Consider the following 23876-nt stretch of genomic DNA (forward strand, 5'->3'; position numbering starts at 1 on the left):
CAGTAATGGGTGGAAAGCAAGGTGGGCTGGATGTAGAAGCATTGAATCTCATTCCTATGGTGGTTGAACAAACTGCAAGGGGTGAACGTTCCTATGATATCTATTCCCGTTTATTAAAAGAACGCATTATTTTTTTGGTAGGGCCTGTTGAAGACTATATGGCCAATGTTGTCGTGGCGCAGTTATTATTTCTGGAGTCTGAAAACCCGGATAAGGATATTCATCTGTATATTAATTCACCGGGTGGTTCAGTCAGTGCGGGTTTGGCGATATATGACACTATGCAGTTTATCAAGGCGGATGTAGCGACAATGTGTATTGGTCAGGCGGCCAGTATGGGAGCATTATTGCTGGCCGGTGGTGCTGCTGATAAGCGTTATTGTTTACCGCATTCACGGGTGATGATTCATCAGCCTTTGGGGGGTTATCAGGGGCAGGCAACAGATATTGATATTCATGCGCGTGAGATTTTACTGATCAGAGAGCGTTTGAATAGTATTTTATCGCGTCATAGCGGGCAGGATTTGGAAACAATCCAGAACGATACAGAACGTGATAACTTTATGAGTGCAGATGAAGCCAAAGAGTACGGTTTGATTGATGATGTGCTTAGTCAAAGAACAGTGGATTCAGGTGAATAAATGAGGTTTTATCATGGGTGATGATCGCGACGATAAAGGTGATGATGGCAAGTTGTTGTATTGTTCCTTTTGCGGAAAAAGCCAACATGAGGTGCGTAAGTTAATCGCAGGTCCTTCGGTTTTTGTTTGTGATGAATGTGTTGAATTGTGTAACGACATCATTATTGAAGAGATGAAGGAAAAGAATGCGGAGACAGATGAGACCTTACTGACACCTAAGGAAATTAATGCCATTCTTGATGAATATGTGATTGGGCAAACGCGGGCAAAAAAGGTGTTGTCTGTTGCTGTATATAATCACTACAAGCGTCTTGGAGGGCATTATGATAGTAATAATGATGTTGAATTGTCCAAGAGTAATATCCTGTTAATTGGTCCAACCGGTACCGGAAAAACACTGCTTGCAGAGACCCTGGCGCGACTACTGAATGTGCCTTTTACCATTGCTGATGCCACCACGCTGACCGAGGCGGGTTATGTGGGAGAAGATGTTGAAAACATCATTCAGAAATTGCTGCAAAAGTGTGATTATGATGTGGAGAAGGCACAGACGGGTATTGTCTATATTGATGAGATTGACAAGATCTCGCGTAAGTCAGACAACCCTTCAATTACTCGCGATGTCTCCGGTGAAGGTGTACAGCAGGCATTATTGAAGTTGATTGAAGGCACGGTTGCCTCTGTTCCACCACAGGGTGGGCGTAAACACCCGCAACAGGAATTTTTACAGGTTGATACCAGTAATATTTTATTTATTGTGGGCGGTGCCTTTGCCGGGTTGGAAAAAGTCATTCGTAACCGTTCCGAGAAGGGTGGTATTGGTTTTTCGGCTGAGGTTAGAAGCAAAGATGAATCCGGTAATGTTGGTGAGATATTATATGATGTCCAATCAGAAGACCTGGTTAAATATGGTTTGATTCCTGAGTTTATCGGTCGTTTGCCGGTTATTGCTACGTTGGAAGAACTGGATGAGGATGCCTTGATTCGTATCCTGACGGAACCTAAAAATGCCATTACCAAACAATATCAAAAACTGTTTGAGATGGAAAATTGTGAGATTGAGTTTCGTGAAGAGGCCTTGCGTGCGGTTGCGCGCAAATCAATGACGCGTAAAACAGGTGCTCGTGGTTTGCGTACGATCCTGGAGCATGCTCTGTTAGATACGATGTATGATATACCATCAATGGATAATGTTCAGAAGGTGGTGGTTGATGAATCGGCAATTGATGGTAAGTCCAGTCCTTATATTATCTTTTCTTCAGAAGAAAAAAGGCTTACTTCTGAATAATGCTTCTTTATTAATATTCGGGGTTGAAGTTTTTCGATCCCGGATCCCTTTGATTCCATTGCATAATGTATTTTTTTTATAATACCTTGTGGTATTCGGTGTTGAATCTGTTGTATGTTGACCCTATATACTTAAATAAGTGGAGCTACCATTCCGGTATCTACCATTAATTATTATTTAGAGGAAATGTGAATGAGCCAGGATATTCAAACGGCAACGGTTAGTCAGATAACCCCTGTATTGCCTTTGCGAGATGTGGTTGTTTATCCGCATATGGTCATCCCGTTATTTGTTGGTCGAGAAAAATCAATTCATGCGCTTGAGAATGCGATGCAGGATGATAAAAAAATCATGCTGGTGGCGCAAAAGAGTGCGGAGATTGATGATCCTTCTTCTACCGATATTCACACCATTGGCACATTGGCCAGTATCTTGCAATTACTGAAACTTCCTGATGGCACCGTTAAGGTGCTGGTTGAGGGTGTGGCGCGTGCAAAGATTGTTGATTTTGTTCAGGTGGATGATTTCTTTTCCGCCGAGGTTGAAAAGCTTCAGGTTGATGATGTTGAGAATGATCGGGAAGTGGATATCTCAATGCGGGCATTGCTCACCTTGTTCGATCAATATGTGAAGTTGAATAAAAAGGTTCCTCCCGAGATTTTGAGTTCACTCGCCGGTATAGAGGATGCCAGTCGTCTGGCGGATACCATTGCGGCACATATGGCCTTAAAGGTTGATGAGAAGCAGAAGGTTCTGGAGATTGAATCCACAGCACAACGTCTTGAACACCTGATGGTTATGATAGAGGGTGAAATTGATGTATTGCAGATTGAGAAAAAGATTCGTACTCGCGTTAAGCAACAGATGGAGAAGAGTCAGCGCGAATATTATCTGAATGAACAGATGAAGGCTATTCAGAAAGAATTGGGTGAGATGGAAGATATGCCCAATGAAGTGGAAGAGCTGCAACAGAAAATTGACAATGCTGGCATGTCAAAAGAGGCCAATAAAAAGGCATTATCCGAACTTAATAAGCTAAAACAGATGTCGCCGATGTCGGCTGAGGCAACGGTGGTTAGGAATTATATTGACTGGCTGGTTAGTGTGCCGTGGAAGAAACGGAGCAAGATTCGTCATGATCTGAGTCGTGCCGAGGATGTGCTGGAAGCGGATCATTATGGTCTGGAAAAGGTAAAGGAACGTATCCTTGAGTATCTTGCTGTGCAGAAACGGGTGCGTAAGTTAAAGGGGCCGATTCTGTGTCTGGTGGGGCCACCGGGTGTGGGTAAGACCTCATTGGGGCAGTCGATTGCTCGTGCCACAAATCGTAAGTTTGTGCGTATGTCTTTGGGTGGTGTGCGTGATGAGGCCGAGATTCGTGGTCATCGTCGTACCTACATTGGTTCATTGCCTGGAAAACTGTTACAGAATCTATCTAAGGTCGGCACGCGGAATCCTTTGTTCCTGTTAGATGAGATCGACAAGATGGCAATGGATTTCCGTGGTGATCCCTCTTCTGCATTATTAGAAGTGTTGGATCCTGAGCAGAATCATGCCTTTAGTGATCATTACCTGGAAGTCGATTTTGATCTGTCTGATATCATGTTTGTGGCAACTGCCAATAGCCTTAATATTCCAGGGCCATTGCTGGATAGAATGGAAGTTATTCGTATTCCTGGTTATACCGAGGATGAAAAGATTCACATTGCCCAGCGTTATTTGCTGGCAAAACAGATTAAGGCCAATGGCCTTAAGGATGCCGAAATCTCGATATCTGAATCGGCCCTGCGGGATATTGTTCGATATTATACGCGTGAGGCCGGGGTGAGAAACCTTGAGCGTGAGATTGCCAAGATTTGTCGTAAGGTGGTTAAGGAGTTAGTGCTAGGTAGCAAGAAGAGCAAGCTGAGTGTTACTCATAAGAATATTGAAAAATACCTGGGTGTGAAGCGTTTCCGTTATGGTATGGCTGAGGAAAAGGATCAGGTTGGGCAGGTAACAGGTCTGGCATGGACAGAAGTAGGTGGTGAATTATTGAGCATTGAGTCGACGATTGTTCCGGGTAAGGGGCGACTGATTCATACCGGCCAATTGGGCGATGTGATGCAGGAATCCATTCAGGCAGCAACAACAGTCGTGCGTAGTCGTGCTGATAGCTTGGGTATTGATCCTGATTTTTATCAGAAATATGATATTCATGTGCATGTACCGGAAGGAGCAACACCCAAGGATGGCCCCAGTGCTGGTGTGGGTATGTGTACGGCTCTGGTTTCAGCGCTGACCAGTATACCTGTACGCGCCAATGTTGCGATGACAGGGGAGATTACTCTGCGTGGTGAGGTGCTGCCTATTGGTGGTCTGAAGGAGAAATTACTGGCAGCACATCGTGGTGGTATTACTACCGTATTGATCCCGATAGAGAATGAAAAGGATTTGGTTGATATCCCTGAGAATGTGAAAAAGAATATTACTATTCATCCGGTGCGCTGGATTGATGAAGTCCTGGAATATGCCTTGTTGACCCGCCCTGTTCCAAATGCGGGTAGTTCGGCTGAAACGAAGACGCGTACCAGGAAAAAGACGGTGAAAGGAAAGACGGGAACGGTGCGTGCACATTGATGTGGCTATAAGATATAAATAAGTCTATTTTTTATAGGATAAAGAAGTTTTTTGTAGTAGAATGATTGGCGAATAATAAGGGGGAATTATGAATAAATCAGAGTTAATCGATGCCGTAGCGGCTGCAGCAGATATGTCCAAGACGGGTGCTGCAAGTGCAGTTGATGCTGTATTAGCAAGTATTACCGGTGCACTGAAAGCAGGTGATTCAGTAACCTTAATTGGCTTTGGAACCTTTGAGGTTCGTCAAAGAGCAGCACGTAAAGGACGTAACCCACGTACGGGTGAAGAGATGCAGATTAAGGCATCAAAAGCGCCTGCATTTAAGGCTGGTAAAGCATTAAAAGATGCTGTAAACTAGCCGACTTTCTTGGGTGCTTAGCTCAGCTGGGAGAGCAACGCCCTTACAAGGCGTGGGTCGGGGGTTCGATCCCCTCAGCACCCACCAAGATCTGGAGTGGTAGTTCAGCTGGTTAGAATACCGGCCTGTCACGCCGGGGGTCGCGGGTTCGAGTCCCGTCCACTCCGCCATATAGACGAGGAGGGGGTATCAGAGATGATACCCTTTTTCTTATTCTTATTGTTATGGACCCGGCACGGATCAATCAGATCCATTCATTATATAATTCCAAAATTTGTTGTAGAGATGTAGAATAGAGTGCTTCATTGACGTGAGCGCGTATTTTTGCGTGTCAAAAAAATTAATAAGAGAGATTTGTTATGTTGCAGGTTATTCGTGATCGGGTCACAGGCTGGTTTGCATGGGTTATTGTTGGTCTGATTTCAGCGATATTTGTTTTAGGTGGAGTTAGCTCTTATCTGGATGACGATGCCAGTTTTTATGCCGCGCAGGTGAATGATGTTGATATTTCTATATATGAATATCAACGTTCATATCAGCAACAGAAACAACGTATGCGTCAACTAATGGGTGCAAGAGCGACCCCTGCTTTGTTGGAAAGCAAGGCGTTTAAGGCACAGGTGCTTAATCGTCTGGTTGATGATGAGATTCTTGTGCAGGCCGCAATGAAGATGGGTTTTTCTGTGGGGGATCAGTTGCTTGCTGTACATATTCAGCGCATTCCTGATTTTCAGGAAGACGGTGTATTCTCTTCTGAACGTTATCGTAATTCATTAACGATACAGGGGATGTCACCTTCTCAGTTTGAGTATTACATGAGACGTTCTATTTTGTTAAATCAGATTAGAGGTTCTATTGAGTTGCCTGTCATTATTACCGAACGTGATGTGACTGAACTATTGGCGATACAGAGCCAGCAACGTTCATTGCAGTATATACAGTTGCCACTGGCAGCAGTGAATAAGGATATTGATGTTTCTGATCAGGAAATATTGCTTTTTTACACGGATCATAAGCAGGATTATATGAATCCAGAACGTGTGCAGCTGGCCTATATTGAGCTGGATGTTAATAAGCTAATAAAACAGGTTGAAATCCCTGGAGAAGATGAGGTTCTTACCTTATATGAGGAACAAAGTGATTCCTTTGTTAAGCCGGAACAACGACAGGCACGTCATATTTTAATGCAGGTATCCTCTGATGCAGGTGATGAGGCGTTAGCCTCAGCTAGAAAGAAAGCGCAGTCTGTTCTTGAGCGGATTAATCAGGGTGAGGATTTTGCTGTATTAGCAAAAGAGTTTTCTGATGACCCCGGATCTGCCCAGCAAGGCGGAGATCTTGGTTTATTTGAAAAAGGCTTGATGGAAGCATCATTCGATGATGTGGTGTTTTCCCTGAAAGAAGGGGATGTGAGCGATCTGGTGCAGACGACCTTTGGTTTCCATATTATTCAATTGACTGCTATTCAGGAAGAAAAGGTCAAGCCACTGGCTGAGGTGCGTGACGAGATTATCAGGAATTATCGTACGGATAAGGCTGGAAAATTATTTGTTGATCAATCAGACCTGCTGGCAAATCTGAGTTATGAGTCACCTGACAACCTGGAGGTGGCGGCAGAGGCACTGGGTTTGACAGTCATTAATACCGACTGGATTACTCGACAGGGTGATGGTCAGGGTATTAGCGGGAATCCAGAAGTTCTTACTGCTGCGTTTAGTCATGATGTGCTGGATCTGTCTAATAATAGTGAGGTGGTTGAGTTGTCGCCTGATCATGTTGTTGTGCTGCGGGTGCTTCAACATGAGGCTGCTTCAGTTAAACCGCTTGATCAGGTTCGTGAAGATATCAGCGTGGCTATCCATAATAGTAAGGCAGGGAAGGCATTACGTGCTCGTGGTGAGGCCTTGCTTGCTCGTGTCAGAGAGGGTGAAACCCTGGCGGTATTGGCGCAGGAGCTGGATCTTGAATTGAAAAAGAGTAGTGTGATTAATCGTACGGATAGCACTTATGATCGTGCCATTATTCAAGCTGCATTCCAGATGTCGGTGGATGAGAATAGTGCCGCATTGGTTGATGGTGTGGTGTTGTCTGCGGGTGATTATGCCCTGGTGCAGTTACTGGATGTAGAGGAAGGTGACGCACTGACACTGGATGATCCTGCGCGTAAAGGCTTTCGTCAGAAGCTTGAGCAGTTGTATGCGAATAGTGAGTATGAGTCGTTTATGAAGGGTTTGCGTGATAAGGCGGATGTTAATTTGAATTTGGGTAAATTATAAGAGGCTCGTTCTCTGGATACGAGACATGGATTGCTCCTTTATATCAGAGACTCGCCGTAAAACCATCCCTGGTGGCTCCATGCCCGCGTCCATGCGGGCAAGGGTCTCTGATATAAAGGAGCAACCCATGTCTCTTGAGTTAGCTTGGTGTATTGGTGGCGATGTTAAAACTTAAACTTCATTGGCAGATTATTATTGCTCTGGTTCTTGCTGTGGTTGCGGGGAGCTTGAGTGGTAAGGATGCGGCTGTGTTCGGTCTCCGTTTTTATCAGGTCTACGATTTTATTGGCACCTTGTTTATGAATGCCTTGAAGATGTTGATTGTGCCGTTGATCATGTCTTCTATTATCAGTGGTGTTGCGCGTTTGGGTGGTGGCTCTCTGGGGCGCTTGGGTGGCAAGACCTTGACCTATTATGCGGCTACCAGTCTAATTGCGATCCTGATTGGTTTGAGCATGGTTAATCTGATTGAGCCGGGTATTGTCGATGGTGAACCAGCGCATGAGTTGATTGGTCTTAATCAGGCGGCAGACGAGGTGGTGTCCCGGGTAGAAGGTCGGGGTATTGCGGATGTAGTTGATGTCTTTTTGCGTATGGTGCCGGTTAATATTGTTGATGCGGCTGCACAAGGGCAGATGTTGGGGCTGATATTTTTTAGCCTGTTATTCGGATATTTTATGACCCGGGTGACAAAGGAACATCATGGGGTTCTGGCGACATTCTGGGAGGCGATCTTCGCAGTAATGATGAAGATCACCGAGTGGGTGATGTCTTTTGCACCGCTGGGTGTGTTTGCTCTGGTGGCTAAGGTGGTTGCGGTGACGGGGTTGGCTGCGATAAAACCCTTATTGTTGTTCTTCCTGACAACATTGGGGGCATTATTTGTCCACTTTGCCATTGCCTTACCTTTGATTCTATTGTTTGTTGCCAGGGTCAATCCCTTACCACATTATCAGGCGATGGCACCGGCATTGTTAACCGCATTTTCTACCGCATCGTCCTCATCAACCTTACCGATTACTATGGATTGTGTGGAAAAGCGTGCTGGAGTATCTAATCGCACCAGTAGCTTTGTATTGCCGCTGGGGGCAACGGTTAATATGGATGGTACCGCTCTGTATGAATGTGTAGCCGCATTGTTTCTGGCTCAGGCCTATGGGCTTGATCTGGGCTTTGCCGAACAATTTTCTATTGTGTTGATTGCGTTACTGACATCCATTGGTGTTGCCGGTATTCCGGCGGCTAGTCTGGTGGCGATTACGATTATTCTAACCTCAATTGGTTTGCCTGCCGAGGCGGTTGGTATCATCCTTGCCGTTGATCGTGTGCTGGATATGTGCAGAACCAGTGTTAATGTGTTCAGCGATTCTTGTGGTGCGGTAGTGGTCGGAAAGCTGGAAGGTGAGCAGGATATTCTAAAACGGTAGGGTGCGTACCACGCACCGTATACCTCTTATTCGATACGTCCGGACCCTACAATATGGTAACCGCCATCAACATAGATAACCTCACCGGTGACACCGGATGAAAGGTCGGAGGCGAGGAATGCAGCGGTATTACCGACCTCATCAATAGTGACATTTCTACGCAGGGGTGAATTCTTTTCACCGTATGCAAGTAGTTTTCTAAAATTACTAATACCCGATGCTGCCAGGGTGCGGATTGGACCTGCTGAGATGGCGTTGACACGGATATCCTCAGGGCCAAGGTTGAAGGCAAGGTAGCGCACATTGGCCTCCAGACTCGCCTTGGCAACACCCATGATATTGTAGTTTTGCAAGGCACGTTCTGCGCCGAGGTAACTTAGGGTGATGATAGAACCCTTGCGCCCTTGCATCATGTTGCGTCCAGCCTTGGCTAGAGCAGCGAGGCTGTAGGAACTGATGTCGTGAGCGGTATGGAATCCTTCCCGTGTCAGGTTGTCGAGGTATTCACCTTCGAGCATTTCGCGCGGGGCAAAGGCAACGGAGTGAATAATGATATCGAGGGAATCCCAGTAATTATCCAGTTGTTCAAACACGTTGGTGATTTGTTCATCACTACTGACATCACAGGGAATGACGATATCCGAGTCACATTCGGCAGCCATCTTCTCAACACGTCCTGCTAGCTTGTCATTTTGATAGGTAAAGGCGAGTTCGGCACCTTCTCGACGCATTGCTTGTGCAATACCCCATGCAATTGAACGAGTGCTTGCCAGACCTACGATGAGTGCCCGTTTTCCATCTAAAAAGCCCATAGTCTTTACCTTGATAATAATTATTCAAGCTCAAAATTATACGCTACGATTAATTCGGGTGCGATAAGTTTTTATTGTGGATATTTTATCCATTTCATGCAAGTCTTGACCTGCCGTATTTAAGTGGGAATTGTCTTGTTGCGTTTTATTTCTGGTTTTTTATTACTATTGCAGCTATCTGCCTGTGATATCGGGGTGTGGAATAACCCCTATCCTACCCGTCAAGCTACGGATAATGTGATGTATTCCTCCTTTAGTGAACGTCCCAAACATCTTGATCCGGTGCGCTCTTATAGTTCAAATGAGTATGCCTTTATAGCCCAGATCTATGAGCCGCCCTTGCAATATCATTATCTGAAAAGGCCTTATCAATTGGTACCATTGGCGGCAAGCTCCATGCCAGTGCCAGTTTATCTGGATCAGGATAACAATATTCTGGATGGATCGGATGAGACAGCCGCTGAGATTGCCTATTCTATTTATGATATTCATATAAAACAGGGTGTTTATTATCAACCGCATCCAGCATTTGTACGAAACCAGGGTGGTTTTTTATACCATCCGATCCAGCCGGATGTATTGCCATCAATCAGTCAATTATCTGATTTTCAGGAAACCGCCAGCCGGGAGTTGATTGCGGAAGATTATGTCTATCAGATCAAGCGTATGGCTGATGTTAGTCTGCATTCTCCGGTATTGGGGCTAATGCAGGACTATATTGTGGGGTTGAAGGAGACCTCGGCACAGATTAAGAAAGATCGTGTGGGTCATGCAAAGACATCTAGCGGTGATTTTTTTGATTATCGCACGATTGATCTGATCGGTGTTCAGGTGCTTGATCGTTATACTTTTCGCATCAAGGTGTATGGCGAATATCCGCAATTATTATACTGGTTGGCAATGCCTTTTTTCGCCCCGATCCCGTGGGAAGCTGATCGTTTTTATGCACAGCAAGGTTTGATTGAGAAGAATATTAATTTTGACTGGTATCCGGTGGGTACCGGGCCTTTTATGTTGACGGTGAATAATCCGAATCGTCAGATGGTGCTGGAGAAAAACCCGAATTTCAAACATGAAAGCTATCCGCAGGAAGGGTCGGTTGAGGATGTTGCTGCTGGTCTGTTGCAGGATGCAGGCAAGGCCCTGCCCTTTATGGATAAGGTGATCTTTAGTCTGGAGAAGGAAAATATTCCGTACTGGAGTAAGTTTCTGCAAGGTTATTATGATGTCTCGGCGATTAGTTCAGACAGTTTTGACCAGGCAATTCAATTAGCCAGTAGTGGCAATATGACCTTGAGTGATGAGATGCGGGAGCAAGGTATTGTCCTGCAGACAGCAGTGGCAAGTTCAATCTATTACATGGGTTTTAATATGCTGGATTCGATTGTGGGTGGCGATAGTGATAAGGCACGTAAACTACGTCAGGCGATCTCCATAGCCATTAATTATGAGGAATATATTTCTATCTTTATGAATGGTCGTGGTATTTCGGCACAGGGACCGATCCCTCCGGGTATCTTTGGTTTTCGACAGGGTGAGGAGGGTATGAATCCCTATGTTTATGATTGGCGGCAAGGGCAGGCTGAGCGTAAATCGATTGTGCAGGCAAAACGTCTTATGGTTGAGGCGGGTTATCCACAGGGCAGGAATGAGATGACAGGTAAACCGCTGTTATTGTATCTGGATAGCACGGGTGGTGGAGTGGATGATCGGGCACGTATGGACTGGTTGCGTAAACAATTTTCCAGTATCGACATCCAGCTGATTATTCGTAACACCGATTATAATCGCTTCCAGGAGAAGATGCGTAAAGGGACTGCGCAGATCTTTCAGTGGGGCTGGAATGCCGATTACCCGGACCCTGAAAACTTTCTGTTTCTGCTTTATGGCGAGAATGCCAAGGTGGCTATGAATGGTGAGAATGCAGCCAATTATCGTAACCCGGCGTTTGACCGCTTGTTTTTGCAGATGAAGACGATGGACAATAGCACCAAACGGCAACAGATCATTGATCAGATGATCTCTATTGTACAACGGGATGCACCGTGGATATGGGGCGTTAACCCGCGTCAGTTCAGTCTGCATCATGCCTGGTATGGTAATGCCAAAACAAACTTGATGGCGAATAATACCCTGAAGTATAAAAAAATTGATTCAGACCTCAGGACGCAGATGCGGCAGCAGTGGAATAAACCGGTGATTTGGCCACTGTTGTTGATGTTATTACTGCTTATTTTATTGGTCCTGCCTGCCGTGGTTCTTTATCGTAGACGTGAACAGATGTCTGTCAGCAAGGGGATGAAATGACCGCTTATATCTTGCGTCGTATCCTGTATGCCGTACCGATCCTGTTAGGGATTAATATCCTGACCTTTGCCTTGTTTTTTGTGGTGAACACACCGGATGATATGGCGCGTATGCATCTCGGTATGAAGCGAGTTAGCCCGGAGTTGATTGTTAGCTGGAAGGAAGAACGAGGTTATAATAAACCGCTCTTTTACAATGAGCGTTCGGTCGGACTTGAGCAGTTGACCGATACCATATTCTTTCAAAAATCCATGCGCCTGTTTAGTGGACATTTCGGGCGTTCGGATGCGGGCAGGGATATTGGCAGTGATATCAAGCAACGGATGTGGCCCAGTCTTGCCATAGCCATCCCGGTATTACTGGTTGGTCTGTTGGTTAATGTGACCTTTGCCTTGTTGATCAGTTTTTTCCGAGGGACTTATCTGGATCTTGGTGCCGTTATTCTATGCGTAATCCTGATGTCGATTTCGGGTCTTTTTTATATTATGTTTGGCCAGTTTATGATCGGTAAGTTGTTTAAGCTGGTGCCGATCTCGGGTTATGAAGGCGGCTGGGATGCGATGCGTTTTCTTGTGTTACCGGTGATTATCGGCGTGGTTAGCGGTATTGGCGGGAGTACACGGTGGTATCGAACACTGTTTCTGGAGGAGATTAACAAGGATTATGTGCGCACGGCACGCGCTAAGGGAGTCTCCGAAATTCGGGTGCTATTCCGTCATGTCCTGCGTAATGCACTGATCCCAATCCTGACAGGTGTTGTTGCTGTTTTGCCGTTGTTATTTATGGGAAGTCTTATTACAGAATCATTTTTTGGTATTCCAGGGTTAGGTAGTTATACCATTGATGCCATTAGTAGCCAGGATTTTGCCATTGTCAGGGCAATGGTCTTTCTTGGCTCCGTGCTTTATATCTTTGGCTTATTGCTAACTGATATTTCATATACCATTGCCGACCCCAGGATTCGTTTATCATGATTACCCCGGTATTTCTATGGACTGATATCCTGTTGGGTGTTTTATTGGTTTTTTTGTCAATTTATGTTTTCCATGTGTGGCATACGCCTCCCTTGCGCCAGCGTTGGCAACAGATATTACGGCGACCTATTGGTGCTGTATCGCTGCTTGTCTTGCTCACCTATTTATTGGTTGCAGTGCTTGACTCCATGCATTTCAGGACATCTTTAGCTGCTGCCGAGCATAGTCGTGAGGTGCATTATTCAGTGGAGGTGTTGAGTGTACTGGATGTTATATTAACCTCGCTGCGTAATGCGCAGGAGCGCACTTATTCTGCGCCCTTTGCGACCCATGCTTATGTGCGGGAAACTCTATTAGTAGCGGGTGTGCAACAACGTATCTATCCCCGCTTGAAATATGGTGGTGCGCACCTGGATGATCCGGCACAGGATCGAGGTGCGGATCTGAAGACCCGGCTGGGATTATTGTTAGTGAAAGGTGTCGTGTTTAGTGCTGCCTTTATCCTGTTATTGGCGAGCTGGATGAGTGCTAGAGGCTCAAACTCTTTGACTGGAGTCTTGTCTATGATGATCCGGGGCAAAGGCCTGTATCCCTGGCGTTCACTGGCACTGGCATTGCTGGTGTTTTTTATGTTGTTGTTTATGATTACAGATCTCTCATCACTGTATCATATCCTGGGTACCGACAAGGTCGGTCAGGACGTGTTGTATCAAACCATCAAGAGTGTGCGCACAGGTCTGGTGATTGGTACCCTGACGACTCTGGTAATGCTGCCCTTTGCGATAATTCTGGGTGCCATGGCGGGTTACTTTCGCGGCTGGATTGATGATTTGATACAGTATTTGTATACCACCCTGAATTCTGTTCCAGGGGTATTGTTAATTGCGGCATCGGTATTGATGCTACAGATCTATATGGATAAAAATCCCGAGGCCTTTGAGACCATGGCAGAACGTGCCGATATGCGTCTATTGTTTTTGTGTCTGATATTGGGGATTACCAGTTGGACGGGACTATGTCGTATGTTACGCGGAGAGGTGTTGAAGCTACGTGAGATGGAGTATATCCAGGCAGCACGCTGTTTTGGTGTCTCTCATGTGCGTATTATCCTGCGTCATATCCTGCCCAATGTGATGCATATTATCCTGATCACTGTGGTGCTTGATTTTAGTGGTCTGGTGTTGGCGGAGGCGGTGCTTTCCTACATCGGGATCGGGGTTGATCCTACTACCTTTAGTTGGGGCAATATGATTAATAGTGCGCGTCTGGAGATGGCGCGGGAGCCGGTGGTCTGGTGGTCGTTGATGGCCGCCTTTATCTCGATGTTTGTGCTGGTGTTGTCGGCTAATCTGTTTGCCGATGTGGTGCGTGATGCATTTGATCCTCGCACTATGATGTCCGGGGGTGATCGATGACTAATACATCCTTGCTATTGCAGGTGCAGGATCTGCATACGAGTCTGTTGCTTGAGGATAAACGCTTGCGTGTGGTGGATGGTATTGATCTTGAGATTCACCGGGGTGAGACCCTGGCTATCCTTGGGGAATCCGGTTGTGGCAAGTCCATGACTGCATTATCGCTGATGCGACTCTTGCCGACACCGGTTGGTCAGATTACACAGGGTAAGATCAGTTTGGGCGGGCTGGATATCCTGTCTCTGTCAGAGAGCGATATGCGTCGTCTGCGTGGTGCCCGGATTGCCATGATCTTTCAGGAGCCAATGACCTCGCTGAACCCGGTGCAGACCATTGGTCAGCAGATTGCCGAGAGTGTACGAATTCATTCGGATCTTAGTGGGCAGGCTGTACGTGAGCGGGTGCAGGCGTTGTTAATCAAGGTGGGTATTAGTGATAGTGAACGCACCTATGATAGCTATCCACATCAGTTATCAGGTGGTATGAAGCAACGCGCAATGATTGCCATGGCATTGGTGGGTGATCCTGAGTTATTGATTGCTGATGAACCGACAACGGCGCTGGATGTCACGATACAGGCGCAAGTCTTGAGCTTACTCAAGGAACTGCAACAACAGACAGGTATGGCCATCTTGTTGATTACACACGACCTTGGGGTTGTCGTTCAAGTGGCAGACCGGGTGGCAGTGATGTATGCCGGTCAAATAGTGGAACAGGCGGACTGTCAGCTGTTTTTCCAGCAACCTCGTCACCCTTATAGCCAGATGCTGTTTGAGTCATTGCCCTCGTTAAAGAAAAAAGGTAGCCCGTTAGCGGTTATTAGTGGACTCGTTCCTGAATTGGATCAGGTGTTTTCTGGTTGTCGTTTTGTTAATCGATGTCCCCATGCGTTACCCATATGCCATGACCAGATTCCTCTGTGGCAGGATTCGGCAATGGTGCGCTGTCATCGGCACGCTGAAGAGATAGAATCGATACCGGTCAAGGACACGGAGGTAACTGTTGGAACCGGTTTTTCGGCACAACCGGCCTTACTCAAGGTTGTTGACCTGAAGGTTCATTTTCCACTTAGGAAAGGCTTGTTTAATCGGGTGAAAGATTATGTGCGTGCGGTAGATGGTGTCAGTTTTAATATAGCCGCCGGGCAGACCCTGGCTCTGGTTGGTGAGTCCGGTTGTGGCAAGACCACGGTAGGCAAGGCTATCCTGCAGTTGTATCAGGCAACAGCAGGTTCGGTCTTTTATGCCGGACATGATCTGCAACAAGGTGACGGACGTTCTCATCTGACGGAATTACAGATGGTATTTCAGGACCCGTTTGCATCATTGAATCCGAGAATGAATGTCATGGAGTGTATTGAGGAAGGGATGTTGGTGCAGGGAATTGAGCGCGATGTTAATGCACGCAGAAGACGGGTGAGTCAATTACTTGAGCAAGTCGGTTTAGCACCAGACTGTGGTCAACGTTATCCCCATGAATTTTCCGGGGGACAACGACAACGAATCAGTATTGCCCGGGCGATTGCGGTTAATCCACGCCTGTTGATTTGCGATGAACCAACCAGTGCGCTGGATGTATCGGTACAGGCACAGATTCTTAATCTATTTAAGACCCTGCAACAAGATTTGGGATTGTCCTATCTGTTTATTAGCCATGATTTGTCAGTGGTTAGCTATCTTGCTGATTATATTGCTGTTATGTATCAGGGGCGCATTGTAGAGCAAGGACTTTCTGGCGATATCCTGCAACACCCGCAACATCCTTATACACAAACCTTGTTGCAGGCAGCCCCTTAAAATGGTTTTTATTCCAGTATGTTGCGAAATGTTTGCAATATTATCCGTTAGGTATGTATAGTAAGCTTATGAATTCATACATAGATATAAATGGGTAATATGATGACCTTGATCAGAAAGATATGTTTATTGTTGCTGTTGAATCTACTTCCATCATTGTTACAGGCGCAAACCGACGGGATTGATGCTGTATTGGTGCTGGATAGCTCAGGGAGTATGCAAGACACTGATCCAGATCGTTTGCGAGTACCTGCCGCGAAATTATTTTTATCATTGCTGGGTAAAGATGATCGAGCCGGTGTGATTAGTTTTAGTGATGAAGCCTATCCTGTGGTACATGTGCGGCAGGCCTATGGTCAATATAATCAGGATATTCTATTTGAGGGGGTCGATAAGATCTCGGCAAAGGGTGCCTATACCAATCTGCATGCGGCGCTGGTATCTGGTCGCAAGATGTTACTGAATGCTAGTGAGAAAGGTCGTCGCCGTATTTTGATCTTGATGTCTGATGGTCGCATGGATGTGGGTGATGCCGACAAAGATCGCCGTTATACCCGTGATATTATGAATAATCTGGCGAGTGGTCTGAAGCAGGATGGGGTTGAAGTCTTTAGTATAGCCTTTACCCGGCAGGCTGATGCAAAGCTGATGCGGGCGATTGCAGAAAAGAGTGGCGGTGTCTTTCATAGTGCTGCCGGTGTTGATGATCTGCATGATGTCTTTGGTTCGATCTTTGAGAATGTCAAACAGCCGGATATGCTACCTATGGAAGGCGGGCGCTTTGTGGTCGATGCTGCTGTTGAAGAGGTGACTATTGTGGCTAGTCGCAGACGTCCCGAGCATAGTGTTGTACTGGAGCTGCCTAATGGAAAGAAATTAACAGCCAATAATATTGGTCGTATGGGTCGTTGGTCTGAATCGCCTCGATTTGACATGATTACTATTCAGAAGCCGATGGCAGGTGACTGGAAAATATTATCCTCCTCAATTAATGACAAGGCCTATGTGGTCACTAATCTGGGATTGGAGGCGAATCTTAAGAAAAATGAAATTCCTCTAGGTGCAGAGATGGACCTTTCGGCATGGATGCTTAAAGATGGCAAGGTGATTACGGTGGATGCATTGTTACAGGGTACGGAATTTATTGCCGAGGTAATTTCACCCACAGGGGATAGTAATCGTATTAAATTATGGGATAGCGTTGATCGTTCTGATTCACCCGATGGTCGTTATCAAGGTCAATTACTGCTTGACCATGAGGGCAGACATAAGATTAAAGTCGTTGCCAAGGCGGCCACTTTTCAACGTGAAAAAACTTTTTATTTAAATGTATTGGCACCATCGAAAGATAAGACTGCTGTTGAACCTGTAGCAAAAATCAAGCCCAAGGCCGAACCTAAGCCCGAACCTAAGCCTAAAGCCGAACCTAAGGCTAAGGTTGAAGAGCCGGTGGCTGATAAGGTTGAAAAAAAGGCGATTGATATTGGTTTGATCGTAATGATCTTTGTTGGTGCCAATGTAGTGGTCGGAATATTTATTGGGGGCTTCCTGTGGTGGCGTTCACGTAAGAACAAAAAACAGGCAGAGGACGATAAGAATAAAGACGAAGATGAAGACGAAGACGATGAATTAGGATGAATTGATGGTGATTCAATTAGATATCATTAGTATTTTGTTGGCCTTGGAACTGCTAGTGGTTTTGTTCGCGGGTTGTATTATTCTTTGGTTTAAGTTTAAAAAAGAAAAAAATAAAAAACCACAGGTTATTATTGAAAAACAAAAGGCATCTCTGAGCACACCTAAGGATTCCCTGGATTCATCCTATGAAGACTGTTTGCGTTCAGAATTGAAGCAATTGCAGGATACGATGACTGGCTTACCGGAGAGTCAGGTGGGTGATGTAATGGATAGTCGTGCCTTGCTGGAAGTACGTCAGGAATTTATCAAACTGGAATTGTCGGCTCAGGACTGGTTGTCTGATTCTGATACTCACCATGAAAAATTGATGGAAGGGATTCGTTTATTGCTTACTCATTTTAATAAGTTATCTGATATAGGACCGGATAATACGGTCGTGAAGGATGATGAGGAAAAAGTGGATGGTTCGGAAAACTATGAAGATCAGCTGGAGTATTTTAAATCAGTTATTGATAATCAACTGAATGTGATGCGTGCTCTACGCGAGAAATTGGCGGTAGCAGCGGGCTCGGAAGATGGTTTGTCGGATGAAATGAAAGAGCTTATGGGACATCTGGAACAGGCTGAGAAACAGGCCATTGAATTAGGCCGTTGTGTTGAGGTTCTGGAGGAAGAAAATGAACGTCTGCGTCAGGATACGGGGTCGCAGCAAGATGTTGCTGTGGCAGGGGAAGTTAAGTCTAATGATGAGGTGATGGAAGATATCGGTGGTATGGAATCCATGGTATCAAATCAGCAGGAGACGATTAGTAAGTTAAAGGGGTTGTTGGATGATCTTGCTCTTGAAGCATCCAAAGCAGAAGAGCTGGAAGATTTAATTGGACATATCCAACGTGCTAATAAAGAGCTGAGTGGTTGCATTATGGTGTTGGAAGATGAGAATACGATGTTACGTAGTGAGATGGAGCGGTTGCGTAATAATTTATCGGCAATATTGCTGGCAAATAATGAGGCGGGTGATGATTCTGAATTGCAGTACAAGAATGAGTCGTTATCGAAGAAAATGGAAAGTCTGAAGTCCATGATTGATATTAAGGATACCACTATTGGTGAGCTACAACAGAAGGTTGAGGCATTAAAATCGGAATATATGACGGCAACAGGCAAGATGCCGGATATTGGTGAGGACGAATAAAAGTACACGTTATGAAGATATTGCTTACAGGTTCTGCGGGTTTTATTGGTTCTGCATTGGCGATTCGTTTACTGGATCGCGGCGATGAAGTGATTGGTATTGATAATCTGAATGATTATTATGATGTTAATCTGAAATTATCTCGCCTTAAGCGTACCCAGGAGCACCCTGCTTATACCGATATAAGAGGTGATATTGCAGATCGTGAATTAATAGCGAACCTGTTTGAAGAACATCAGCCGGATGTGGTGGTTAATTTAGCGGCACAGGCAGGTGTGCGCTATTCAATTGAGAACCCACATGCCTATGTTGATACCAATGTGGTTGGTTTTGTTAATCTGTTGGAAGGCTGTCGTCATAATAAGGTAAAGCACTTTGTATTCGCCTCCAGTAGTTCGGTTTATGGTGCGAATACCAAAATGCCATTTTCTGTACATGATAATGTTGATCACCCGGTCAGTTTGTATGCTGCAAGTAAGAAATCGAATGAATTAATGGCGCATACCTATGCCCATTTATTTGATGTGCCTGTAACCGGGCTACGTTTTTTTACCGTTTATGGTCCCTGGATGCGACCTGATATGGCATTGTTTAAATTTACCAACAAGATTATGAAGGGTGAATCGATTGATGTCTTTAATTACGGTAAACATCGGAGAGACTTTACCTATATTGATGATATCGTAGAAGGTGTGGTGCGGGTGATTGACCGTATACCACAGGGTAATCCACAGTGGGATAGTGATCAACCTGATCCTGCTAGTAGTCGTTCACCCTATCGGGTTTATAATATCGGCAACAACCAGATTGTTGAGTTGATGCGTTATATTGAGCTGCTGGAGGAATCCTTGGGGGTAAAGGCGAAAATGAATATGTTGCCCCTGCAACCGGGTGATGTGCCAGATACCTATGCGGATGTGACTGACCTGGTAGAAGATGTCGATTATAAACCGAATACCAGTGTGGAAGATGGGGTCAAGGCCTTTGTTGAATGGTATCGAGAATATTACAATATTTCACCGAGTTGATTGCAAAAACGAAACAATCTCACTGAGCGCAATAGTCTGGTTTTCTCCGTTACGCGCCTTGTATTCAATCAGGCCCTGATCCAGATTTTTTTCTCCGATCACGATTCGGTGCGGAATGCCAATCAGTTCCATATCGGCAAACATAACACCAGGCCGTACCTCACGATCATCGAATAATATTTCAACACCGGCTTCTTGTAGTTCTTTATACAGAGACTCTGCTGCATCGCGTACACGTTGGGACTTCTTCATATTCATGGGTAACAGGCAGACCTGAAAAGGGGTGATGGATGCCGGCCAGCAGATGCCGTTGTCATCGTTATTCTGTTCGATAGCAGCAGCGACTAAACGTGATACCCCAATCCCGTAACAGCCCATCTGCAGGATGCTATCCTTGCCTTGTTCATCTTGTACCGAGGCATTCATTGCCTTGCTGTATTTGTCACCGAGCTGGAAGATATGACCGACCTCAATACCGCGGGCGATGGATAGTGTGCCTTGACCATCCGGGCTGGGGTCTCCTGCTATTACATTTCTCAGGTCGGCATCATCAACCAGTGGTAGGTCGCGTTCCCAGTTGACGTTTTGTAAATGTTTTCCATTTTCATTGGCACCACAGACGAAATCAGACATAAGCAGTGTGGATCGATCTGCAATGATCGGGATTTGTAGACCGACAGGGCCCAATGAGCCTGGCTTGCAGCCGATGATATCGTGTATACGTTCTTCACTGGCAAATGTCAGTGGAGTGGTAATCTGTGGGATCTTTTCAGCCTTGATGGTATTCAGTTCATGGTCACCACGTAATATCAGGGCAATAAGTTGATCGTCTTCACCTTCAACAATCAATGTTTTTATACACTGTTTACTTTCGATCTTGAGGAATGCAGCGACTTCATCAATGCTATGTTGTTTCGGTGTGTCGATGGTTGCTATGGATGCCCCTGCCTGCGCACGGGTACTATCCGGTGCAATAATGGCCTCGGCAAGTTCGACATTGGCGGCATAATCACTGCTGTCAGAGAATGCGATAGCATCTTCTCCAGCGTCTGCCAACACATGAAATTCATGGGACATATTGCCACCAATGGATCCGGCATCGGCTTGTACGGCACGAAAGTTCAGCCCTAAACGGGTGAATATACGTTGGTAGGTCTCATACATGACCTGATAGGTCTCATCCAGAGATTCTTTGTTCAGGTGGAAGGAATAGGCATCCTTCATCAGAAACTCGCGTGAACGCATAATGCCGAAGCGTGGTCTGACCTCATCACGAAATTTGGTTTGTATCTGGTAATAATTGATAGGTAACTGTTTATAGCTACGGATCTCATCGGCAGCCAGATGGGTGATTATTTCTTCATGGGTGGGACCGAGGCAGAATTCCCGATTATGGCGATCATGGAAACGCAGGAGTTCAGGGCCATATTGATCCCAGCGTCCGGATTGTTGCCATAATTCTGCGGGTTGTATTGCCGGCATCAATATTTCCAGTGCACCCGCTTGTTCCATTTCTTCGCGTACAATCGCCTCAACCTTGCGTAATACCCTGAGTCCCAGGGGTTTCCAATTATAGATGCCGGCTGCCAGCTTGCGAACCATGCCCGCTCTCAGCATGAGTTTGTGACTAATGATCTCTGCATCGGCTGGGATTTCTTTCTGGGTGGAAATCGGGAATTGGGAAACGCGCATGGTAGGGCTGACCTTATGGGTAAGTAGTATGAAAATGATTGCAGGGGTTATAAATCAGAACAGTTTTTCTCAATCTTGTCACGCAGTTGTTGCCTGAGTCGACGGCGTTGCTCTTCGGACAGGCGGACATATTCACCTTCGGCGGTACGAAAACGTTGTCGTGCAGCATTGCCGAGATTGGCCAGATCAATACGTGCTTGTCTGCATTGCTGGATTAATTGCTCCTGCTTAACAATATCAATTTTCTGTTGTAGTTTCTTTTCCTTGCGCTGTTGACTCCATTCTTTCAGTTTTTGCTGGGCCTTGAGTAGTGATGTGCGCGCCTCTTCAGAGCTGATATCAGAGGGTACCGGGCGTGGGACTATAGTGCTTGCCCTGCCGATAGGGGGGGCTTGGGTGTATTGAGTGGTGCCCTCATTATCGACCCACTTGTATATAGTGGCTTGAGCCGGTGATAGAAGCAGTAACAGCAAGCAACCCAGCAAAGGTATGAATGTATGTTTATATTGTGTTGACATAGTTGTGAATTCTCTCATAACTGAATCATAATTACAGTCCATAGCATCGTGTTTTGTGGTTAAAAAGATCATTTACCTGTGATTTAGGTGGGTTTTTATTGGTTTTTTTGTGGAATCCATTGACCTTCGGTGGCAAAATACTAGATTGAGCGTATTTATCTGAATTTAGGAGAATCTTGTAGTGGAATTAACAGGTGCTGATATCTTTGTCCATTGTCTGAAAGATGAAGGAATAGAATATGTATTTGGTTATCCTGGAGGTGCGGTATTGCACATCTATGATGCCTTGTATCAGCAAGATGATGTCAAACATATTCTGGTGCGCCATGAACAGGCTGCAACACATGCCGCTGATGGCTATGCTCGAGCGACTGGCAAGGTGGGTGTGGCGCTGGTGACATCCGGGCCAGGTGCCACCAATGCCGTTACCGGGATTGCTACCGCTTATATGGATTCGATCCCGATGGTGGTCTTTACCGGACAGGTGCCGACTCAGCTAATTGGTAATGATGCCTTTCAGGAAGTTGATGCGGTGGGTATTACACGCCCCTGTGTCAAACATAACTTCCTGATCAAGGATGTGAAGGATATCGCCAGCACTATTCGTAAGGCCTTTTATATTGCCAGTACCGGGCGACCAGGGCCGGTGGTAGTGGATATTCCGAAGGATATTACCGCTGAGCGTGCTGAATACTATTATCCTGAGAAAATAGAGATTCGATCCTACAATCCTGTACAGGAGGTCGATAGCGATCAGATTCGTAAGGCCGTTGCGTTGATGCTGGGTGCCAGACGTCCAATGTTATATACCGGTGGCGGTATCATCCTGGGTGATGCTTGTGACGAACTGGTCAAGATGACCCGTATGCTGGGGTTCCCGATTACCAATACCTTGATGGGGCTGGGCGCCTATCCGGCATCCGACAAACAGTTTGTTGGTATGCTGGGTATGCATGGAACCTACGAGGCTAATATGGGAATGCATCATTGTGATGTGCTGATTGCGATTGGTGCACGTTTTGATGATCGTGTGACCGGTAATATCGAGAAGTTTTGCCCGACAGCAAAGATTATTCATGTTGATGTGGATCCTGCCAGTATTTCCAAAAATGTGCGGGTGGATGTACCGATTGTCGGTTGTGTGAGTAATGTACTGGGTGAGATGCTGGAATGTATTAATGCCAGCGAAAGAAAGCCGGATGCCGATGCGCTGGCTGAATGGTGGCAGCAGATTGATGAATGGCGTTCCAAGGATTGCCTGAAATTTGATAAGTCCAGTGATTTGATCAAACCTCAGGCTGTGATTGAAACCCTGCACCGGGTAACCAACGGCGATGCCTATGTGACATCCGATGTGGGGCAACATCAGATGTGGGCAGCACAATATTACCCGTTTGATAAGCCAAGGCGCTGGATTAACTCGGGTGGTTTGGGAACTATGGGTTTTGGTCTGCCAGCCGCGATGGGAGTGCAATTAGCGCACCCTGATGCCACGGTCGCTTGTATCACCGGAGAGGGCAGTATACAGATGTGTATACAGGAACTTTCAACCTGTTTGCAGTATAATCTGCCGATCAAGATTATTACTTTGAATAATGGCTTCCTGGGTATGGTTAGACAGTGGCAGGAATTCTTCTATCAGGGGCGTTATGCGATGTCTTATATGGAATCCTTGCCAGATTTTGTGAAACTGGCTGAGAGTTATGGACATATCGGTATGAAGATTGAGAAACCAGGTGATGTTGAGTCAGCATTGCAAGAGGCGATGGCTATCAAGGATCGTACCGTTTTCATGAATTTCCTGACCGACAGCACGGAAAATGTATATCCTATGATTCCAGCCGGTGCTGGTCAGAATGAGATGATTCTTATCTAGGTTTCCCTAACAC

At 45.8% G+C, this 23876-nt stretch carries 18 protein-coding genes and 2 tRNA genes; 17 read left to right on the top strand and 3 right to left on the bottom strand.

Annotation, left to right across the window (positions count from 1 at the left end; all coding sequences use genetic code 11):
* Positions 1–5: 5 nt before the first annotated feature.
* The 9 genes from clpP (at position 6) to GXP22_03160 (ending at position 8612) form a co-directional block, all read left to right on the top strand.
* Entirely contained in the window at positions 6–641 is a 636-nt protein-coding gene (clpP, locus tag GXP22_03120) for an ATP-dependent Clp endopeptidase proteolytic subunit ClpP (protein ID NOX08475.1), read from the top strand.
* 13 nt (positions 642–654) lie between these two features.
* On the top strand, positions 655–1929 hold the full coding sequence (gene clpX, locus GXP22_03125; protein ID NOX08476.1) for an ATP-dependent Clp protease ATP-binding subunit ClpX: 1275 nt from the start codon (positions 655–657) through the stop codon (positions 1927–1929).
* Positions 1930–2121: 192 nt separating this feature from the next.
* Positions 2122–4548, top strand: coding sequence for an endopeptidase La (lon, locus tag GXP22_03130; protein NOX08477.1), 2427 nt, complete (start codon positions 2122–2124; stop codon positions 4546–4548).
* An 88-nt stretch (positions 4549–4636) separates the two neighbouring features.
* Positions 4637–4909 (top strand): HU family DNA-binding protein, encoded by a 273-nt coding sequence (locus GXP22_03135; protein ID NOX08478.1) that lies wholly within the window; start codon positions 4637–4639, stop codon positions 4907–4909.
* An 11-nt stretch (positions 4910–4920) separates the two neighbouring features.
* A tRNA-Val gene (locus tag GXP22_03140) sits at positions 4921–4996 on the top strand.
* A gap of 6 nt (positions 4997–5002) precedes the next feature.
* Positions 5003–5079 (top strand) — tRNA-Asp (locus GXP22_03145).
* Positions 5080–5268: 189 nt separating this feature from the next.
* Positions 5269–7185: a hypothetical protein gene (locus tag GXP22_03150; protein ID NOX08479.1), complete on the top strand. Its 1917-nt coding sequence runs from the start codon at positions 5269–5271 to the stop codon at positions 7183–7185.
* A 25-nt stretch (positions 7186–7210) separates the two neighbouring features.
* Positions 7211–7360: a hypothetical protein gene (locus GXP22_03155; protein ID NOX08480.1), complete on the top strand. Its 150-nt coding sequence runs from the start codon at positions 7211–7213 to the stop codon at positions 7358–7360.
* Positions 7347–8612, top strand: coding sequence for a dicarboxylate/amino acid:cation symporter (locus tag GXP22_03160; protein NOX08481.1), 1266 nt, complete (start codon positions 7347–7349; stop codon positions 8610–8612). Before GXP22_03155 ends, GXP22_03160 begins: the two co-directional genes overlap by 14 nt.
* A 26-nt stretch (positions 8613–8638) precedes the next feature.
* Here the strand turns inward: GXP22_03160 and GXP22_03165 are convergent, their stop codons facing one another.
* On the bottom strand, positions 8639–9424 hold the full coding sequence (locus tag GXP22_03165) for an enoyl-ACP reductase (GenBank protein ID NOX08482.1): 786 nt from the start codon (positions 9422–9424) through the stop codon (positions 8639–8641).
* 240 nt (positions 9425–9664) lie between these two features.
* Between GXP22_03165 and GXP22_03170 the strand changes: the two genes are divergently transcribed.
* The 7 genes from GXP22_03170 to GXP22_03200 all read left to right on the top strand — a co-directional run bounded on the left by GXP22_03170 (position 9665) and on the right by GXP22_03200 (position 19777).
* Positions 9665–11731 carry an ABC transporter substrate-binding protein gene (locus GXP22_03170; protein NOX08483.1) on the top strand — a complete coding sequence of 689 codons (2067 nt, stop codon included), beginning with the start codon at positions 9665–9667 and terminating at the stop codon, positions 11729–11731.
* Entirely contained in the window at positions 11728–12705 is a 978-nt protein-coding gene (locus tag GXP22_03175) for an ABC transporter permease (protein NOX08484.1), read from the top strand. The genes GXP22_03170 and GXP22_03175 overlap by 4 nt, the downstream gene beginning before the upstream one ends.
* Positions 12699–14120 carry an ABC transporter permease gene (locus GXP22_03180; protein NOX08485.1) on the top strand — a complete coding sequence of 474 codons (1422 nt, stop codon included), beginning with the start codon at positions 12699–12701 and terminating at the stop codon, positions 14118–14120. Before GXP22_03175 ends, GXP22_03180 begins: the two co-directional genes overlap by 7 nt.
* Positions 14117–15916, top strand: coding sequence for an ABC transporter ATP-binding protein (locus tag GXP22_03185; protein ID NOX08486.1), 1800 nt, complete (start codon positions 14117–14119; stop codon positions 15914–15916). The genes GXP22_03180 and GXP22_03185 overlap by 4 nt, the downstream gene beginning before the upstream one ends.
* A 99-nt stretch (positions 15917–16015) precedes the next feature.
* Positions 16016–17554 carry a VWA domain-containing protein gene (locus GXP22_03190; protein ID NOX08487.1) on the top strand — a complete coding sequence of 513 codons (1539 nt, stop codon included), beginning with the start codon at positions 16016–16018 and terminating at the stop codon, positions 17552–17554.
* A gap of 4 nt (positions 17555–17558) precedes the next feature.
* Positions 17559–18749, top strand: a complete 1191-nt coding sequence (locus tag GXP22_03195; protein ID NOX08488.1) for a hypothetical protein — start codon at positions 17559–17561, stop codon at positions 18747–18749.
* An 11-nt stretch (positions 18750–18760) separates the two neighbouring features.
* Positions 18761–19777, top strand: a complete 1017-nt coding sequence (locus GXP22_03200) for an NAD-dependent epimerase (protein ID NOX08489.1) — start codon at positions 18761–18763, stop codon at positions 19775–19777.
* On the opposite strand, the gene GXP22_03205 is transcribed toward GXP22_03200, so the two are convergent.
* Positions 19766–21469, bottom strand: coding sequence for a proline--tRNA ligase (locus GXP22_03205; GenBank protein NOX08490.1), 1704 nt, complete (start codon positions 21467–21469; stop codon positions 19766–19768). The genes GXP22_03200 and GXP22_03205 overlap by 12 nt on opposite strands.
* Before the next feature lie 47 nt (positions 21470–21516).
* Entirely contained in the window at positions 21517–21987 is a 471-nt protein-coding gene (locus tag GXP22_03210; protein ID NOX08491.1) for a DUF4124 domain-containing protein, read from the bottom strand.
* A 181-nt stretch (positions 21988–22168) separates the two neighbouring features.
* Here GXP22_03210 and GXP22_03215 point away from each other — a divergent pair, with 181 nt between their 5' ends.
* Positions 22169–23863, top strand: a complete 1695-nt coding sequence (locus GXP22_03215; protein NOX08492.1) for an acetolactate synthase 3 large subunit — start codon at positions 22169–22171, stop codon at positions 23861–23863.
* Positions 23864–23876 lie beyond the last annotated feature (13 nt).

Source organism: Gammaproteobacteria bacterium, assembly GCA_013151035.1.
In the GTDB taxonomy this organism is placed as follows: domain Bacteria; phylum Pseudomonadota; class Gammaproteobacteria; order JAADJB01; family JAADJB01; genus JAADJB01.

Bases quoted from the DNA above. Each gene is read 5' to 3' on its own strand.
- clpP (NOX08475.1), top strand. From the start codon at position 6: ATGGGTGGAAAGCAAGGTGGGCTGGATGTAGAAGCATTGAATCTCATT.
- clpX (NOX08476.1), top strand. From the start codon at position 655: ATGGGTGATGATCGCGACGATAAAGGTGATGATGGCAAGTTGTTGTAT.
- lon (NOX08477.1), top strand. From the start codon at position 2,122: ATGAGCCAGGATATTCAAACGGCAACGGTTAGTCAGATAACCCCTGTA.
- GXP22_03135 (NOX08478.1), top strand. From the start codon at position 4,637: ATGAATAAATCAGAGTTAATCGATGCCGTAGCGGCTGCAGCAGATATG.
- GXP22_03150 (NOX08479.1), top strand. From the start codon at position 5,269: ATGTTGCAGGTTATTCGTGATCGGGTCACAGGCTGGTTTGCATGGGTT.
- GXP22_03155 (NOX08480.1), top strand. From the start codon at position 7,211: ATGGATTGCTCCTTTATATCAGAGACTCGCCGTAAAACCATCCCTGGT.
- GXP22_03160 (NOX08481.1), top strand. From the start codon at position 7,347: ATGTTAAAACTTAAACTTCATTGGCAGATTATTATTGCTCTGGTTCTT.
- GXP22_03165 (NOX08482.1), bottom strand. From the start codon at position 9,424: ATGGGCTTTTTAGATGGAAAACGGGCACTCATCGTAGGTCTGGCAAGC.
- GXP22_03170 (NOX08483.1), top strand. From the start codon at position 9,665: ATGTATTCCTCCTTTAGTGAACGTCCCAAACATCTTGATCCGGTGCGC.
- GXP22_03175 (NOX08484.1), top strand. From the start codon at position 11,728: ATGACCGCTTATATCTTGCGTCGTATCCTGTATGCCGTACCGATCCTG.
- GXP22_03185 (NOX08486.1), top strand. From the start codon at position 14,117: ATGACTAATACATCCTTGCTATTGCAGGTGCAGGATCTGCATACGAGT.
- GXP22_03190 (NOX08487.1), top strand. From the start codon at position 16,016: ATGATGACCTTGATCAGAAAGATATGTTTATTGTTGCTGTTGAATCTA.
- GXP22_03195 (NOX08488.1), top strand. From the start codon at position 17,559: ATGGTGATTCAATTAGATATCATTAGTATTTTGTTGGCCTTGGAACTG.
- GXP22_03200 (NOX08489.1), top strand. From the start codon at position 18,761: ATGAAGATATTGCTTACAGGTTCTGCGGGTTTTATTGGTTCTGCATTG.
- GXP22_03205 (NOX08490.1), bottom strand. From the start codon at position 21,469: ATGCGCGTTTCCCAATTCCCGATTTCCACCCAGAAAGAAATCCCAGCC.
- GXP22_03210 (NOX08491.1), bottom strand. From the start codon at position 21,987: ATGTCAACACAATATAAACATACATTCATACCTTTGCTGGGTTGCTTG.